Source organism: Bacillus mojavensis (assembly GCF_012648005.1).
In the GTDB taxonomy this organism is placed as follows: domain Bacteria; phylum Bacillota; class Bacilli; order Bacillales; family Bacillaceae; genus Bacillus; species Bacillus mojavensis.
The window spans coordinates 2,523,374-2,538,932 of sequence record NZ_CP051464.1; the positions used below are offsets into that span (position 1 = coordinate 2,523,374).

18 protein-coding genes are annotated in these 15,559 nt (G+C 43.7%); 1 reads left to right on the forward strand and 17 read right to left on the reverse strand.

Annotated elements, in window-relative coordinates:
* Positions 1-16 precede the first annotated feature (16 nt).
* Together mtnN and HC660_RS13245 are read right to left on the reverse strand one after the other, a co-directional pair.
* Positions 17-712, reverse strand: a complete 696-nt coding sequence (gene mtnN / locus HC660_RS13240; protein ID WP_168748332.1) for a 5'-methylthioadenosine/S-adenosylhomocysteine nucleosidase — start codon at positions 710-712, stop codon at positions 17-19.
* Positions 713-732: 20 nt separating this feature from the next.
* On the reverse strand, positions 733-1,374 hold the full coding sequence (locus tag HC660_RS13245) for a class I SAM-dependent methyltransferase (RefSeq protein ID WP_168748333.1): 642 nt from the start codon (positions 1,372-1,374) through the stop codon (positions 733-735).
* 192 nt (positions 1,375-1,566) lie between these two features.
* On the opposite strand from HC660_RS13245, the gene HC660_RS13250 reads away from it, so the two are divergent.
* The gene (locus HC660_RS13250) at positions 1,567-1,770 is read left to right on the forward strand and encodes a YrzA family protein (RefSeq protein ID WP_010335096.1); all 204 of its coding nucleotides are present in this window, start codon (positions 1,567-1,569) and stop codon (positions 1,768-1,770) included.
* Between the two features lie 34 nt (positions 1,771-1,804).
* Here HC660_RS13250 and HC660_RS13255 read toward each other — a convergent pair whose 3' ends face one another.
* The 15 genes from HC660_RS13255 to HC660_RS13325 all read right to left on the reverse strand — a co-directional run bounded on the left by HC660_RS13255 (position 1,805) and on the right by HC660_RS13325 (position 15,555).
* Positions 1,805-2,515 carry a YrrS family protein gene (locus HC660_RS13255; RefSeq protein ID WP_010335097.1) on the reverse strand — a complete coding sequence of 237 codons (711 nt, stop codon included), beginning with the start codon at positions 2,513-2,515 and terminating at the stop codon, positions 1,805-1,807.
* Between the two features lie 64 nt (positions 2,516-2,579).
* Entirely contained in the window at positions 2,580-4,334 is a 1,755-nt protein-coding gene (locus tag HC660_RS13260; RefSeq protein WP_168748334.1) for a peptidoglycan D,D-transpeptidase FtsI family protein, read from the reverse strand.
* Between the two features lie 53 nt (positions 4,335-4,387).
* On the reverse strand, positions 4,388-4,861 hold the full coding sequence (gene greA / locus HC660_RS13265) for a transcription elongation factor GreA (protein WP_010335099.1): 474 nt from the start codon (positions 4,859-4,861) through the stop codon (positions 4,388-4,390).
* Between the two features lie 248 nt (positions 4,862-5,109).
* Positions 5,110-5,745 (reverse strand): uridine kinase, encoded by a 636-nt coding sequence (gene udk / locus HC660_RS13270; protein ID WP_010335100.1) that lies wholly within the window; start codon positions 5,743-5,745, stop codon positions 5,110-5,112.
* Between the two features lie 6 nt (positions 5,746-5,751).
* Positions 5,752-7,020: a peptidase U32 family protein gene (locus HC660_RS13275; protein WP_168748335.1), complete on the reverse strand. Its 1,269-nt coding sequence runs from the start codon at positions 7,018-7,020 to the stop codon at positions 5,752-5,754.
* Positions 7,021-7,038: 18 nt separating this feature from the next.
* Positions 7,039-7,968: a peptidase U32 family protein gene (locus HC660_RS13280; protein ID WP_168748336.1), complete on the reverse strand. Its 930-nt coding sequence runs from the start codon at positions 7,966-7,968 to the stop codon at positions 7,039-7,041.
* Positions 7,969-7,973: 5 nt separating this feature from the next.
* Positions 7,974-8,627, reverse strand: a complete 654-nt coding sequence (locus tag HC660_RS13285) for an O-methyltransferase (protein WP_168748337.1) — start codon at positions 8,625-8,627, stop codon at positions 7,974-7,976.
* Between the two features lie 151 nt (positions 8,628-8,778).
* Complete coding sequence (gene mltG, locus HC660_RS13290) at positions 8,779-9,861, reverse strand: endolytic transglycosylase MltG (protein WP_010335104.1); 1,083 nt, start codon at positions 9,859-9,861, stop codon at positions 8,779-8,781.
* A gap of 126 nt (positions 9,862-9,987) precedes the next feature.
* The gene (locus tag HC660_RS13295; protein WP_010335105.1) at positions 9,988-10,269 is read right to left on the reverse strand and encodes a DUF1292 domain-containing protein; all 282 of its coding nucleotides are present in this window, start codon (positions 10,267-10,269) and stop codon (positions 9,988-9,990) included.
* A gap of 17 nt (positions 10,270-10,286) precedes the next feature.
* Complete coding sequence (gene ruvX / locus HC660_RS13300; RefSeq protein ID WP_010335106.1) at positions 10,287-10,703, reverse strand: Holliday junction resolvase RuvX; 417 nt, start codon at positions 10,701-10,703, stop codon at positions 10,287-10,289.
* A 7-nt stretch (positions 10,704-10,710) separates the two neighbouring features.
* Complete coding sequence (locus HC660_RS13305; protein WP_003225903.1) at positions 10,711-10,977, reverse strand: IreB family regulatory phosphoprotein; 267 nt, start codon at positions 10,975-10,977, stop codon at positions 10,711-10,713.
* An 84-nt stretch (positions 10,978-11,061) separates the two neighbouring features.
* Positions 11,062-13,698 (reverse strand): alanine--tRNA ligase, encoded by a 2,637-nt coding sequence (gene alaS, locus HC660_RS13310; RefSeq protein ID WP_168748338.1) that lies wholly within the window; start codon positions 13,696-13,698, stop codon positions 11,062-11,064.
* Between the two features lie 333 nt (positions 13,699-14,031).
* The gene (locus HC660_RS13315) at positions 14,032-15,093 is read right to left on the reverse strand and encodes an AI-2E family transporter (RefSeq protein WP_168748339.1); all 1,062 of its coding nucleotides are present in this window, start codon (positions 15,091-15,093) and stop codon (positions 14,032-14,034) included.
* 114 nt (positions 15,094-15,207) lie between these two features.
* A complete protein-coding gene (locus tag HC660_RS13320; RefSeq protein WP_010335109.1) occupies positions 15,208-15,342 on the reverse strand; it encodes a YrzQ family protein in 135 nt (44 codons plus the stop codon).
* Between the two features lie 21 nt (positions 15,343-15,363).
* Positions 15,364-15,555: a YrzR-like zinc ribbon domain gene (locus HC660_RS13325; RefSeq protein ID WP_010335110.1), complete on the reverse strand. Its 192-nt coding sequence runs from the start codon at positions 15,553-15,555 to the stop codon at positions 15,364-15,366.
* Positions 15,556-15,559: the final 4 nt, after the last annotated feature.

The window sequence follows — 15,559 nt, forward strand, 5'->3', positions numbered from 1 at the left end:
GAACACTCCCCCCGTTTTAATGAATTCGTTTGATCACTTTTAACACAAGCTCTGTTGAGTTAACAGCGGCCTGCTCTAAAAATTGGTCAAATGAAACATGTGATTCTTTTCCTGCGATATCAGATAATGCTCTGATCACAACAAACGGCGTTTGAAACTGGTGGCACACTTGAGCGACTGCCGCTGCCTCCATTTCAACCGCATACAGATCAGAAAATCTCGCACGCACCTCTTCGACCCGCTTCGGATCATTCATAAAGGAATCGCCTGTTGCGATTGTTCCCTTTGCAACTTGAATGCCATCAAGCTCAGAAATCGCTTCTTCAGTAATGCTGATCAGCTTTTCATCTGCGGCGTAAGCAGCCGGAAGGCCTGGCACCTGTCCGTATTCATAGTCAAAGGCCGTTACATCTACATCATGATGGCGAACGTCAGTAGAAATGACGACGTCTCCCACATTCAGTGTATGATGAAATCCGCCAGCTGAGCCTGTGTTAATCACATAATCAGGCTTGTAGCGGTCAAGCAGAAGTGTCGTGCTGATCGCAGCATTCACTTTTCCGATTCCTGATTTTAAAAGAATGACTTCAGTTCCTTCATATTGGCCTGTTGTAAATTCACAGTGCGCGATCGTTTCTGTTTTGGCATTTTCCAGTTTGTTTCTTAGGATGGTTACTTCTTCTTCCATTGCTCCGATGACTGCTAGTTTCATCTATACACATTCCCTTCACTTTACCGTTTGATCGCCTCCATTATCCACACGAAATCGTTTTGCTGAATGAATTGGACTGCAAAACCTTCAGCTGTAAACATCTCTTTCATCGTTTCCAATGTGGGATAATGCTCCGTCTTTAAATCGTTCGCCAGCTGATAAAAGCCCTGAGAACGTGCTTTATCAATAGCTTGATTATACGCTTCTTCATGTTCAAAGACAGTATCGGCAAACACTATTTTATCATGCATGTGAAGGTATTTGCCATATTGCTTTATTGCGGCTCGTTTTTCTTCGTCAGTTAAATGATGAAAAGCATATGAACTGACAATCGTGTCAGCCTGAAATGGCGGTTCAGGGAATGTCAGGAAGTCTCCGTCAACAATTTCTGCCCTGCCGCGGAGCTTGTCAGATGCTAACTTGCGCATCGCCGGAGATGGCTCGACACCAAATATAGATTTTTCCGCTTCAAGCAGTTTCGCTGTCAAGTTGCCGGTCCCTGGCCCAAATTCTAACACACGCATTCCTGACCGGCTGACAATGGCATCCAAAATGTCATCATAGCCTCTGAACGCCTCTTTATACTGAATATCTAAACCTTGAACTGTTTGATCGTAAGTTGCGGCCCAATCCTCAAAGAGAGGGATAAATTCACGCCCCATAGTTGTCACACTCCATATTTTATAATTCCTATAAGTATACTATGAATTAATGATGGAACAGTTCCTATCTTACCACATCTTTTTGAAAGTAGGTACTAAAACACTTTGTGTTTTTTATCCAGTCATATATTGCGTGTATAGCATAAAAAGGCTTATACTTCATATGACTTGTAAAGGCGGAGGGGTCAAAAGATGAATTTTCAATTGGAACTGATTAAAGACAAAGTAGAATTTTTCGAAGCGGCATCACTGCAGGAGCTTGAAAAGAAAATCAACACACAAATTGAAAACAATAAAGCAATCATGCTGCGTGTGAAATCTGTCTCGCATCAAACTGCTGTAGCAGACGGAAAATTTTTTTACAGCGCCGTTGTTCATTTCGCAGCTGAGGTGTAAAACAAAAGCAGCCGAAAGATTCGGCTGCTTTTGTTTATTTTAATTTTTCTACTTTCGTGGGCTTCCAGCCTTTTCCGTCAACCCATGTAATCGTTACCTGGTATTTCTCTCCGCTCGTTTTATCTAAAATCTTACCTTTGGCATCCTGAGGGCTGCCGTTATTTCCGAGCCAGAGTACGGTCATGTTATCTGTTGAAACACCGGTTGCATATGATATGGCTTTCAGCATTTCGGCCCAGTCTTGTGAGCTTGAATCATAAGTGGCGGCATGCTCACCCTTTTGCTCAGTTCCGACTGCTTTCCAGTCAGGATTTTCATATGTCTTTTCCACATCACTTGATGAGCCGCCTTCTGTGACTTTTGCGTCTTTAAGCGGGTCATCTGAATCTGAGCTTGAGTCTGAATCTGAATCAGAGTCATCACTTTTAGAAGAATCATCTTTTTTGGAATCTGAATCAGAGTCAGAAGATTTCTCAGAATCCTTTTCGCTTTTGTCAGATGTATCTTTCTTACTGTCTTTTATATCCTCATCCGATTTCTTTTCCGTCTTACCTGAAGCCGGAGATTCCTGTTTTGGCGCCGTTTCAGAATCCTTGCTGACATCTTTGCTAGAAGGACTGTTAATGAACAGATTGGCTGCTACTACAACAATTAGAATAGATACGATTGCGATTAAGATGTTAAGCACTAAATTAGCTTTCCTGCGCTTATCACGGTTTTCATAACGAGATTGATTATTGCTCAATAATTCTGCACTCCTTTATCCCTCTTGGCTCAGCATATATTTTATCATGTGCTGAGAAGTTGTTCTATTTCTGATTGATTTCAATTTCGTGTACTTTTTTAACAATATCATAAAACACCGAATTTGTCAGAGCCTTATCCCCCGGCGTATCCATGTGTAAAACGACAAGCGCGTATTTCGGCTTATCCGCGGGAAAATACCCGGCAAACCATTTTTCATAAAGCGTTTCTTTATCTTTAGAAAGCTTTCCTGTCTGGGCGGTGCCTGACTTCCCTGCTACAGTATACGAAAGATCCTGAAACCTTCTGCCCGTTCCGGAAGGAGATTCCACCACCCGCCGCAGCATTTTTTGAAGCTGCTGCGCCGTATATTTGTCTATCGTTTCTCCTTTGAGCTTCTGATCTTTAAACTTCACAAGCGTTGTACCATTTTTGTATTCAATCTGCTCTGCGATTTTGATCTGTCGCTTTTCTCCGCCGCGGGCGATTGTCGCCATCATATTAGCTACCTCGAGCGGCGTTACCTTTACATTTTTCTGCCCGATCGCTGTTTGCGCAATTGCTTTTTTGACTGATTTGTCTTTTTCATCCCCCCAAATCACGCCGTCTTTTTCATTATAGAATTGGCGGAAATCTGACTCGTGGTACAGTTTTCCTTCCCAGCCTGCCCGATCTGTAAGGGACAGCTTTTCTGACATGTCTTCAATGACGGAATGGTCTTTCTTCATTAATTGTTCGGCAAGACTTGTAAACGTGTAATTGCAGCTTTGCGCGAAACTTTCTTCAAAGGACAGGGTTCCTTTATCGTCCCCCGGTTCGCCGTACAGGTTTAAATTGCAATTAAAGGTTTGACTCGGCTTTACCGCGTTTTGCTCAATCGCAGCTGCCGCTATCACAGTTTTAAAAACGGAGCCGGGATAGATTGGCGTCAGCATGTAATTTTGAAGCGTGTTTTGCCTGGACACATCGGCATCCGGTTTGCTTACGATGCCCGATACACTGCTCTTTTCGATGTCCAGCAGCACCGCTCCTCCTTTTTTCAGCCCCTGATCATCTAGTATGCCTTCTATCGCTTTTTGAATGCTGTGATCAATTGTTGTTTTGACTTGCAGCGGATAAAATGAGTTGGCCTCAGCTGTATATTTGACGTCCATGCCGAACAAAGGGTTTCCTTTTCCGTCCACATGATACAAAAGCTTCGTGTCCTGTTCCGGAAGCAAAAACTCATCAAATGTCCGCTCTAAACCAGTTGTGCCGATTTTCGTTTTAATCGGCAGGTTTTCCTTATCAGGATACTTACTGCGGAGAAGCGCCGGATCTTGATTGGTTGTGCCTATCGTATGCGAGGCAAGACTGGGCTTGTCTTCATTCTCCATATATACGCCGTAAATGCCAGGATATTTCAAAGAATTGATTTTTGTAATAGATTCCTTCGAAAGTGTTTTGATTTTCTTTTGATGTAAAATGACTGGTTTTTTCGATTTGGCAAGAGTCTGATGCAAATCATCTTCAGTCATGCCGAGAATCTCTGCGACTTTTTTAATCGGCCAATCCTGTGTTAACAGAAAAGGGAACAAGACAACCGCAGGCTCGCTTGTGCCAGTCAGTGCCTGGCCGTTTCGATCTAAAAACGATCCTCTGCCATCAGAAATGAGCACTTCCTCCGTTCGCTGATTGACACTTTCCTGTATTAAATTAATTTTCTTTTTAGAAAATGATTCTGTGAAAAACAGCTGAATTTCCGCCAGCCTCAGCAGAAGCAGAAAAAACACGATTAAAAAAGCCAGAACAGCCAGCTTCATTCGTTTCGATATCTTCATAAAAAAACACCTCACCCACATTGTGGACGAGGTGTTTCTTTGTTAAACGGATATTATGAAATTTTCACAATTTTCACGAGCATTTCTCCGCCCGGTGTCTGAACTGTGACTTCATCATCTACTTTTTTGCCAAGCAGGCTTTTAGCAATCGGCGAATCGTTTGATATTTTCCCTTCAAACGGATCAGCTTCTGCGCTTCCGACGATTGTATAAGATTCTTCATCGCCATCAGGCAGTTCGACGAAAGTGACAGTTTTCCCTAAACCGACAACGTTAGAGCCGCCGTCATCTTCAATGATTTTCGCATTGCGGATCATATTCTCAAGAGTCGTTACACGGCCCTCTACGAATGCCTGCTCTTCTTTCGCTGAGTCGTATTCAGAGTTTTCGGAAAGATCCCCAAAACTTCTCGCGATTTTGATGCGCTCTACTACTTCTTTTCGTTTAACCGTTTTCAAATATTCTAATTCTTGTTCAAGTTTTTGTTTTCCTTCTACAGTCATAGGAAAAACTTTCTCTTGTGCCATGTCCCTTCACTCCTTCTGGTTGTCCCTCAACATCTTCGATTATGTATGAGAGCATAAACTAAAAATACAAGAATGAGAACACAGGGCAGTCCTCGTTCTTCTCTCCCATATTGGTACTGTTTATCTTAAACTGAATCTTGTGGTTCTGCAAATATTTCGCGTTTATAAACAGGGAAAGAAGGGAATTTTACATCCCCTTCCTGCCTATACATAATATGGTCAGAGTTATTTATGTCTATGCTATGGTATTACAAAATCGCGTTTTGTTCAAGAATGGTTTGAATTTTTGTGACCATCAGATCAATTGCAACGTGATTTTGTCCGCCTTCCGGGATAATAATATCAGCGTACCGCTTTGTCGGTTCAACGAATTGATTGTGCATCGGGCGGACAACAGACACATATTGTTCAATGACAGAATCAATAGAGCGCCCGCGCTCATTAATATCTCTCATAATCCGTCTGATGATGCGCAAGTCAGCGTCTGTGTCTACATAAAGCTTGATATCCATCAGGTCGCGCAGCCTTTTATCTTCAAGAACAAGAATGCCTTCAAGAATAATCACGTCTTTCGGCTCTACGTGAACCGTTTCTTCCGACCGTGTGTGGAGCTTATAATCGTAAATCGGCTTTTCAATCGGACGGTAATTCAATAGATCTTGAATATGCTCGATTAAATAGTCATTATCAAACGCAAGCGGATGATCATAGTTTGTATTCAGCCTTTCTTCAAATGGAAGGTGGCTTTGGTCTTTATAATAGAGGTCTTGCTGGATCATTAAAATCGAGTGTCCTTTGAATTGTTCATAAATTGAACGTGTGACACTCGTTTTTCCTGAACCGGAACCTCCTGCGATTCCAATGACTACTGGACTCTTACCCATGGGTGATTACTTCCCCTTTCTCATCATGTTGCTCGGATAAATCTTTTTGTCTAATTTGAATTTGACAATTTGCAGGGGATGGCGGGCAGCGTCTAGCTCATTTCCGTCTTCGTCCCAAATGGTTTCAATTGTATGTGTAAAGTTTTCGATTTCCGGACCGAAAAATTCCACTTCGTCACCTTTTTTGAAGAAATTGCGCTGCTGAAGAGTGACCATTTGTGTATCCTCATCATAATTCAGCACTAAGCCGACAAAATCAAATGTTGTTTTTTTGCCGTGCTCGCCGAACATTTGCTCTTCATAGCCTGGTGTTCCTTCGAAGAAGGCTGTCGCAGTGTCACGGTTGGCGCATTTATCAAGCTCTTCCAGCCATTCTTTTTGAATCACAAAGTTATCGGGATCAGCGCAATAAGCGTCAATTACTTTACGATATACGCTGACAACTGTCGCTACGTAGTGAATGGATTTCATCCGTCCTTCAATCTTTAAGCTGTCGATGCCCATTTCAATCATTTTCGGAATCGACTCAATCAGCTTCAAGTCTTTCGGACTCATTGCAAACGGAGCATCTTCTTCACTGTATAAAGCAACGGCATCGGCCCCGTCGGTTTGATATAAATCATAATCCCAGCGGCATGACTGGCAGCAGCCTCCGCGGTTGGAATCGCGGGCTGTCATGTGATTGCTCAGGACACAGCGGCCGGAGTATGCAATACACATCGCACCGTGGATAAAGGATTCAATTTCGATATCTACTTTTTCTTTCATTTCTCTGATTTCGAGCGCGCTTGTCTCACGGGCTAGCACCACACGGTCAAGCCCTTCTTCCTTCCAGAACTGAACAGCCTTCCAGTTGGAGAGAGATTGCTGCGTGCTCAAATGAACCTCAACGTGAGGCGCTACTCTGCGGCAGGTTTCGATAATAAGCGGATCGGCCACAATGATGCCGGCAACGTTGGCGTCGCCGAGAGCTTTTAAATATTCTTCAAGTCCATCAATATTCTCGTTATGAGCAAAAATATTTGTTGTGACGTAAATTTTCGCGCCGTATTTTTTCGCAAATTCCACGCCCTCTGCGATTTCTTCAATCGTAAAGTTATCCGCATTCGAACGAAGCCCGTATTCCTGCCCTCCGATAAAGACGGCGTCCGCTCCGTAATGTACAGCAATTTTCAGTTTTTCAAGATTCCCCGCAGGCGCGAGAAGCTCTGGCTTTTTCGTAATCACACGCTTACCATCAACTATTTTAGAAATCTTATCATTTACGGCAGTCATAGCGTAACCTCCTTTTCATTAATAAACCGTTTCTTTAAAGAAGAAGCCGGTATCTATTTTTCTGTTTACTGGCTGAATGTTTTCAATGCGTTCGATCCAGTCTTCTTTTTTCGCTTCATATTCGTCACGGTTTTCCGCACACAGATCAATCGCTTCTCTGTACATGCTGGTGACTTCCACTAAGTATTCAGATGATTTCAGAACACCGTCGATTTTGAACGAATCGACTCCCGCATCTATTAGATCTTCAAGTTCATCAATGATACACACATCGTTCGGGCTCATGATATGTGTGCCGTTCTCATCTTCGAAAATCGGATATTTGTTATGGCGCTCCTTATCATGCAGGAACATGCCGGATTCTTTTTTCTTTCTTTCAATGTCCATGACTTTGCCCTGGTATTCGAAATAGTTTCCGATCAAGGAACGTTTCGATTGGAACATGCAGGTCATTCCATGCACCTGAACTTCAATTTCAACTTCTGCGTTTTCTTTGATCTCGACAATGCTGTCCATATTTAATTCTCTGGCAAGCACAGATCGAGCCGCGCCTTTACGTCCCCAGTAGTTGCATGTGTAATAGTTGGTTCCTGTCGTTTCTGTGCTCCAATGAAGCTTCAGATCCGGTGCTGATTCACGTGCAGCCATAAGAACGGCAGGATCGCCGAATACAGCTGCATCAACGCCCGTTTCCGCTAAGAAAGCAAGATAATCGCCTAGTTCTCCCACTTTATCGTTATGAAAAATTCCGTTTACGGCAACGTATACTTTTGCTCCTTCGTTATGGGCAATGTCTACGGCTTTCGTTACATCTGCACGTGAAAATTCCCCAGCTAATCTCAGACCGTATCTCTGTTCCCCAACTAAAAACGCAGTTGCCCCCGCCTGAATCAGCGGCAAAATGTCTGCCGTACTTGTCGGTGTGACTAAGAGCTCTGGTTTTTTCATGACGTTCACCTCTTCTTTTTACTAATCGCAAGCCCGTCCCCAACAGGGATAATCGCAGTTTGATAATCCGGATGATTCATCAGCCAATGATTATACTCATCGATTTTCGATACCAGCCTGCGCCTTCTTTTTGATTCTATTTTGCTGTAATCCTCTGCCACCAGACCTTTAAACAGCACATTGTCTGTTAAAATCACCCCGTCTGGCGAAAGCATCGGTTCATATAAGTGAAAAAAGTTTTGATATTGACCTTTAGCAGCATCAATGAAAATCACATCATATGGCGCTGTGACATGAACGGCTTCTGCTAATTCGAGCGCATCCCCGTAAAACACATGGATTCGGTCATCAAGCTGAAAATCCTTTATGTTGTGAACAGCTTCCTCATGGCGTGTCTCATTGCGTTCAATCGTATATATTTCTGCAGACGGCAGTGCCAGCGCCATTCGAATGGCCGAGTAACCGATAGCCGTTCCGATCTCCAGTATTTTCTTCGCCTGTTTGACTGACAAGATTTGGAGCAGCACTTCTATGCCCGCTTTTTCCATAATCGGAACATGATGTTCTTCCGCATATGCTTCCAGCTTCCTCACGTTATCCGGCTGAGGCTTCAATAATGCTTCTATATAGTCATTTATTTGTTCATAGCGGTCTGTCACAACAAACAGCCTCCCGTTCTAAAAAGGAGTGCCCCAGTCTTTGACACAGGACACTCTCTGAGCACAACTTGTATACGTTAGTAAACAACCCGATATATTTTATCATAAAACCTTGCGAAATGCGAATAAAAGGAGAGCTTTTGCTCTCCTTTTATTTCTGATTTTTTGCCGAAATATATTTTTCTTTTGCTTTATTATGTTCTTTTAATGTTTTCGTAAATACGACCTCACCGTTTGATTTTGCTAAAAAGTACAGATAGTCCGTTTTATCCGGATGAAGCGCCGCTTCCCAAGAAGACATTCCGGCATTGGCAATCGGACCTGGCGGAAGACCGGTGTTTTTGTACGTATTGTACGGCGAATCGATTTCAAGGTCCTTATAAAGCACCCGGTCTTTATGTTTGCCAGCCGCATACAAGACGGTCGGATCTGTCTGAAGCGGCATCTTCTTTTTCAGCCTGTTATAAAAGACGCTGGATATTTTATGGCGATCGGCTTTTTCAGTCGCTTCCTCTTCGATCAAAGAAGCCATCGTCAGCAGCTTATGCACAGAAAGCTTTTCTTTCTTCATTTCTGTTTTGTATGTCTTCACATAAGAATCTGTCTGTTTCATCATCTCAGTTATGATGTCCTCAAGCGACGTATCCGGATCGTGGAATGGATATGTAGCCGGGAATAGGTATCCTTCCAGCGGATGCTTTATATTTTTCTGAAAAACATCGTTTGTAACGGTGTCCGGAAATTCCTTTTTCAGCTGATTGATAAACGTTCTATCGTCCAGCTTTGCCATGACCTGTTTTGTTGAGTATTTCGTTTCCTCAGCAATGGCTGTGGCGATTTGTGTCAGCTGTTTCCCCTCAGGCACCGTAATTTGAAAGGCGTAGCTTGTAGCCCCGTTTGTCAGCTTCTTGATAATGGCATCCAGATCCATTCCTTTGTTCAGATGATAGTACCCGGCTTGGAATCCCGAAGCTTTTTTATATTTCACATAATACTGAAATGCCTTTTCACTTTTTATGACATTGTTTTCCTTCAAAATCGATGCGATCGCAGATACAGATGATCCGCTCGGAATGTTAATATTAACTGTCGTTTTATTGTTTTTTTCAACAGGTTCCAGCAGTGATTTCCCATATAAAAATGCTCCGCCTATGATGAGAAGCAGCACAATAACGGAAGACAGTACAATTCTTTTTTTATTTAGAAATGATTTTTTTTGCTGATTAATATACATAAGGTCTCCTCCCATCAGCTTTTATACTACATGATTCATGCTGTTTCGGCAATTTATTACAAAAAAACGTCTCTTGATAAGCAGAAAAAAAGCCGGAGCAGTATAGGCTCCGGCTTTTGCGCGGTTTTACTCTTCGTCTTCTTCCGCTAAAAACGTGTTTAATGTCTCTTCGATCATATCCCATTCTTCATCGGTTTCGATCGGGAATAGTTCGCCGTCTTCACCATCTTCGTTTGGCGTAAAGCTGGAAGCAAGAATTTCTACTTCTTCGTCATTCTTTGTTTCAATTGGGTAGTACAAAACATAAGATTTGCCAAACTCTTCGTTTTCAAATGTAAACAGCACTTCGCAAAGCTGTTCATTTCCTTGATCGTCAACAATTGTAATATTTTTTTCGCCGTGTTCCATTATATTCACCTCTGGCTTTAATTTAAACTGTCAAGATATCCTTGCAGAATCATAACAGCCGCCATTTTATCAATGACTTTTTTTCGTTTCTGCCTGCTGACATCAGCGGCAATCAGCATTTTTTCAGCCGCCATTGTGGTAAGACGCTCGTCCCACAGCACAACAGGTACATTGTACGTGGTTTCAAGCACTTTCGCAAATGCTTGGCTGGCTTCGCCTCTCGGGCCGACAGTTCCATTCATGTTTTTAGGAAAGCCGAGCACGATCTTATCTATAGTATAGTCTTTTGTCAGTTCAGATAAACGAGGTAATCCGTAATCGCCCTCTGCTTCATTTATCTTTATGGTCTCAATGCCTTGAGCAGTCCAGCCCATTTCGTCGCTCAGAGCAACACCGAGTGTTTTGGTTCCTAAATCGAGCCCTAATATTCTCATTGTTTATTTACGCCTCTTTATGCTGTTCTAAATAAGACTTCACCAATTCCTCGATTAATTCGTCTCTTTCAAGTTTGCGAATTAAATTGCGAGCGTCACGATGCCTAGGAATATAAGCGGGATCACCTGACAGCAAGTATCCGACAATCTGATTGATTGGATTGTAGCCCTTTTCCTGAAGCGCGTCATACACTGTAATCAGCACCTCATTTACGTTAGTTTCGGCAGAATCATCGGAGAAATTAAATTTCATCGTTTTATCAAACGAGCTCACCGTTTTGCACCTCTTTCCCAAATTCGCAGGCAAAGTTCAGCCTGGGGTCCTTATCTTACCATCATTCTACACTACATGGGCAAATTATAAAACGGATTTCACCCAATCTTCTACAGAAGCCAAGGCTTCTTCTAATTTTTCCGGCTGCTTTCCGCCTGCCTGTGCCATGTCCGGACGGCCTCCGCCGCCTCCGCCGCAAACTTCCGCGGCTTGTTTAACAAGCTTGCCGGCATGAAGGCCTTTCTCAATCAGATCCTTAGTAACACCGGCAGAAATATTGACTTTATCATTTTGCACAGCGCCAAGCACGATGACCGCAGAGCCGATTTTTGCTTTCAGTTCATCAACCATTGTACGGAGATGGTTCATATCTTTGGCGTTTACCTTTTCCGCAAGCACACTGACACCATCAACTTCTTTTACTTTTGATAGTATGGCGCCTGCTTCAACGTTGCCGAGTTTCGCCAGAAGAGATTCATTTTCTCTTTGCGCTTCCTTCAGCTCAGCCTGCAGCGCAGCAACGCGTTTCGGCACTTCTTTGATATTTGTTTTCAGTTCGTCGGCAGTCTGCTTCAAAACGGAGATCTGGCTGTTCATTTCTACGTAAGCGCCTTGTCCTGTTACAGCTTCAATCCGTCTAGTGCCAGCTCCGATTCCAGACTCAGATACGATTTTAAATAAGCCGATTTCCGCTGTGTTGCTGACATGGCATCCGCCGCAAAGCTCTAGGCTGTAATCTCCAACTTGAACAACCCTTACAATATCACCGTATTTTTCTCCGAACAGAGCCATAGCTCCCATTTCTTTTGCTTCAGCGATCGGTTTCAAATCAATGCTGACCGGGATGCTTGCCCAAATCTTTTCGTTTACAATAACTTCAATTCGTTCGAGCTCTTCTTTTGTCACTTGCCCGAAGTGTGAGAAGTCGAAACGAAGGCGGTTTTCAGTTACAAGAGAGCCCGCCTGATTGACATGCGTTCCGAGAACATCTTTCAATGCCTGGTGCAATAAGTGCGTTGCCGTATGGTTTTTAATGACGCCGCTTCTCATATGATCTTCAACCTCAGCTGTTACATGCATGCCTTTTTGAACGGTTCCGCTCTCGACAACACCTTCATGCACATGCTGGCCGTTCGGCGCTTTTTGCACATCTTTCACTTTTACCACTGCCAGCTCGCTGCGTAAAAAGCCTTTGTCGCCGATTTGACCGCCGCTTTCCGCATAGAAAGGTGTTTCGTCAAGAATGATCTGTACAGTTTCGCCTTCATGCGCTTCGTCAATTAACTGGCCGTCCCGCAGAAGCACAATCACATTGGCATCAGCCTTTGTTTGGGAGTAGCCGACAAAGGTGCTTTCTTCTGTTATGTCGCGTAATGCGCCGCCCTGCACCTGCATGCTGCCGACATCCTGACGAGCATTTCTGGCCCGCTCGCGCTGCTGGTTCATTTCTTCTTCAAAGCCTTTATGGTCAACTGTCATGTTCTCGTCTTCCGCATATTCTTCAGTCAGTTCAACTGGGAATCCGTACGTGTCGTAAAGTTTAAACACATCCGCACCTGAAATGACGCTGCTGCCCTTATCTTTTTCCTTTTTGATCATTTCTGACAAGATGGCAAGCCCTTCATTCAGTGTTTCGTGGAAGCGTTCTTCCTCTGTTTTAATGACTTTTGAAATGAATTCTTCCTTCTCTTTGACTTCAGGGTAGAAAGCAGCCATGATCTCAGCAACAACCGGAACAAGATCGTACATGAACGGACGGTTGATATTGATCGTTTTGGCATAACGCACAGCGCGGCGCAATAAACGTCTTAATACATAGCCGCGTCCTTCATTAGACGGAAGCGCCCCGTCACTGACAGCAAAAGCAACCGTTCTGATGTGGTCGGCGATGACTTTAAATGCAGTGTCTTTTACATTGTCTTGGCCGTATGCTTCACCAGAAATCGTTTCTGTCGCTTTGATGATTGGGACAAACAAATCAGTATCGAAGTTTGTCGGGACATTCTGGATGACAGATACCATTCTTTCAAGTCCCATGCCTGTATCAATGTTTTTCTTTGGAAGCGGCGTATAGGTGCCGTCCGGGTTATGGTTGAACTCAGAGAATACAAGGTTCCATACTTCAAGGTAACGGTCATTTTCTCCCCCAGGATAAAGCTCTGGATCATCTGGATCGTTCCCGTACGCTTCACCGCGGTCGTAGAAAATTTCTGTGTTCGGTCCGCTCGGCCCTTCGCCGATGTCCCAGAAGTTCCCTTCCAGGCGAATAATTCTTTCTTCCGGAATACCAATTTTTTTCGCCCAGAACTCATATGCTTCTTCATCTTCCGGATGAACCGTAACAGAAAGAAGCTCTTCATCAAAACCAATCCACTTGTCACTCGTTAAAAACTCCCAAGCCCATGTGATCGCTTCTTCTTTAAAGTAATCGCCGATGGAAAAGTTTCCAAGCATTTCAAAGAATGTGTGATGGCGCGCGGTTTTACCCACATTTTCAATATCGTTTGTTCTGATTGCTTTTTGAGCGTTTACGATTCTCGGATTTTCCGGCACAACGCGGCCGTCAAAATATTTTTTCAGCGTTGCAACACCGCTGTTGATCCAAAGCAGTGAAGGATCTTCATGCGGCACTAATGACGCGCTCGGCTCTACAGCATGTCCTTTTTCTTTAAAGAAATCCAAAAACATTTGACGCACTTCAGCAGAAGTTAAGTGTTTCATTGTATTTCCTCCTCTATAAAAATCGAAATTCTCTTCAGTGACAGCAAAAAAGCCCTCCCCCTATGCAAACCACACGTTTACACAGGGACGAGAGCTGTCTCGCGGTACCACCCTGATTACGGGCCTTATGATTCGCCCGTCACCTTTCATCCCATAACGCAGGATGTGCGGCAGCGATTAACTGCACTCAGGATTAGCTTCCTCCGATCTTCTGATAAAGCTCCTTTCAGCTTACGGAGCTTCTCTCTTTAACAGGGCTTCGGCGTACTCAGATCCGTCACTCGAGATTCGTATGTATTCTACGAGAAATTATAGACAAGCGGCACGCCAATGTCAATGCTCCGTCCGCATCCGCAGAAAATGGATCATCATCACCTTTAAAACAGCCGCAGCAGGCACTGCCAGAATCATGCCGACAATCCCCGCCAGCTCTCCTCCGGCAAGAAGCGCAAGCATAATCACTACAGGGTGCATCTTGAGGCTTCTGCCGACAATGAACGGACTGAGGACATTTCCTTCCAAAAATTGAAGTACAAACACCGTAATGACAACGACAAGAACGGCCTTCACAGAAATCGTCATCGCAATTAAAAGCGCAGGAACAGCGCCGATAAAGGGCCCGAAGTACGGGATGACATTCGTAATACCCGAGATAAGACCCAGTATCAGCGGATATGGAAGGTCAAATATCCAAAATGTGATACCGGCTACGGCTCCGAGAATCAAGCAGACGAGCAGCTGGCCGCGAATGTAATCACCGAGAGAATCATCTACATCTAGCAAAAAAGCGCTGCCCCGCTTCCTCCACGACTTCGGCGTCAAATACCACACCGTTTTTTTCATTAATTCGATGTCCTTAACCATATAAAACACGAGAAAAGGAATTGTTGCCGCGATTAAGAAATAGTCGAGCACTTTACGGATTCCGCTGATTGCCCCTTCGATTGTGCCGGCGAAAAACGCCTCCGTCTGCCTAATCATTTTGTCTATGCGGTGATGCATGCCGTCCGGCCAGTCATCTGTATGATTATGCACATGAAGAAGGAGCCCATTGTACGTCTCGGCAAACATAGGTATATTTTCTGATAAATCCGTCAGCTGAACAATTAAAACGGGCACACCCTTATATAATGCCCATCCCAGCCCGCCAAAAAAAAGAACATAAATGACCAAAATGCTTAATGTCCTTGGCAGACCTTTGTCATGAAGCCACTCAGTGACCGGCAGTAATAAATAAGAAATAAAAATAGAAATGATCAAGGGAATAAAGATTGATTTTATGACGAGCCACAGGGGAGACCATAACATATCAAGCATACAAAAGACATAGACTGTTAACAGGACCAATAAACAAATGGCCACCCATAACAAAAGCTGCACCGGTTTCTGGAGCATCTGCTTTCACCTCTCCTATATCTTTTGAGGATTATAAGGAATTATTCTTTTATGTTTTCCCTTCACTGCTGGCTTATATAAAAAGGATACTCTAAAGAGAGTATCCTTCTTTCCTTAAAACATTTTCATCATTTTTTTTCTCATCCGCTTCATGCTTCGATTATTATTCAGCATGTCAGATTGAGTCGCCATTCGGTACACGAGAGCCCCAGCTCCCATCGCCAAAAGAGAAGTCATTGTCCGATTCATCCTGCGCATCTCCTTTCGATATTAAAAATTGATGCTGCGTTCATCCTCAGAAAACAAATCATCCAGGCTGCTTAGCGTTCCGTCTTCTTCCACTTGATGAGTTTCAATCTTCCCTTTGACCACTGTCAGCTCAATGAAACAGCCCCAGCAATAATATTGGTTCACGCCGATTTTCCCGATGTCCTTACTTTTGCAGTTCGGGCATATAAGCATACTC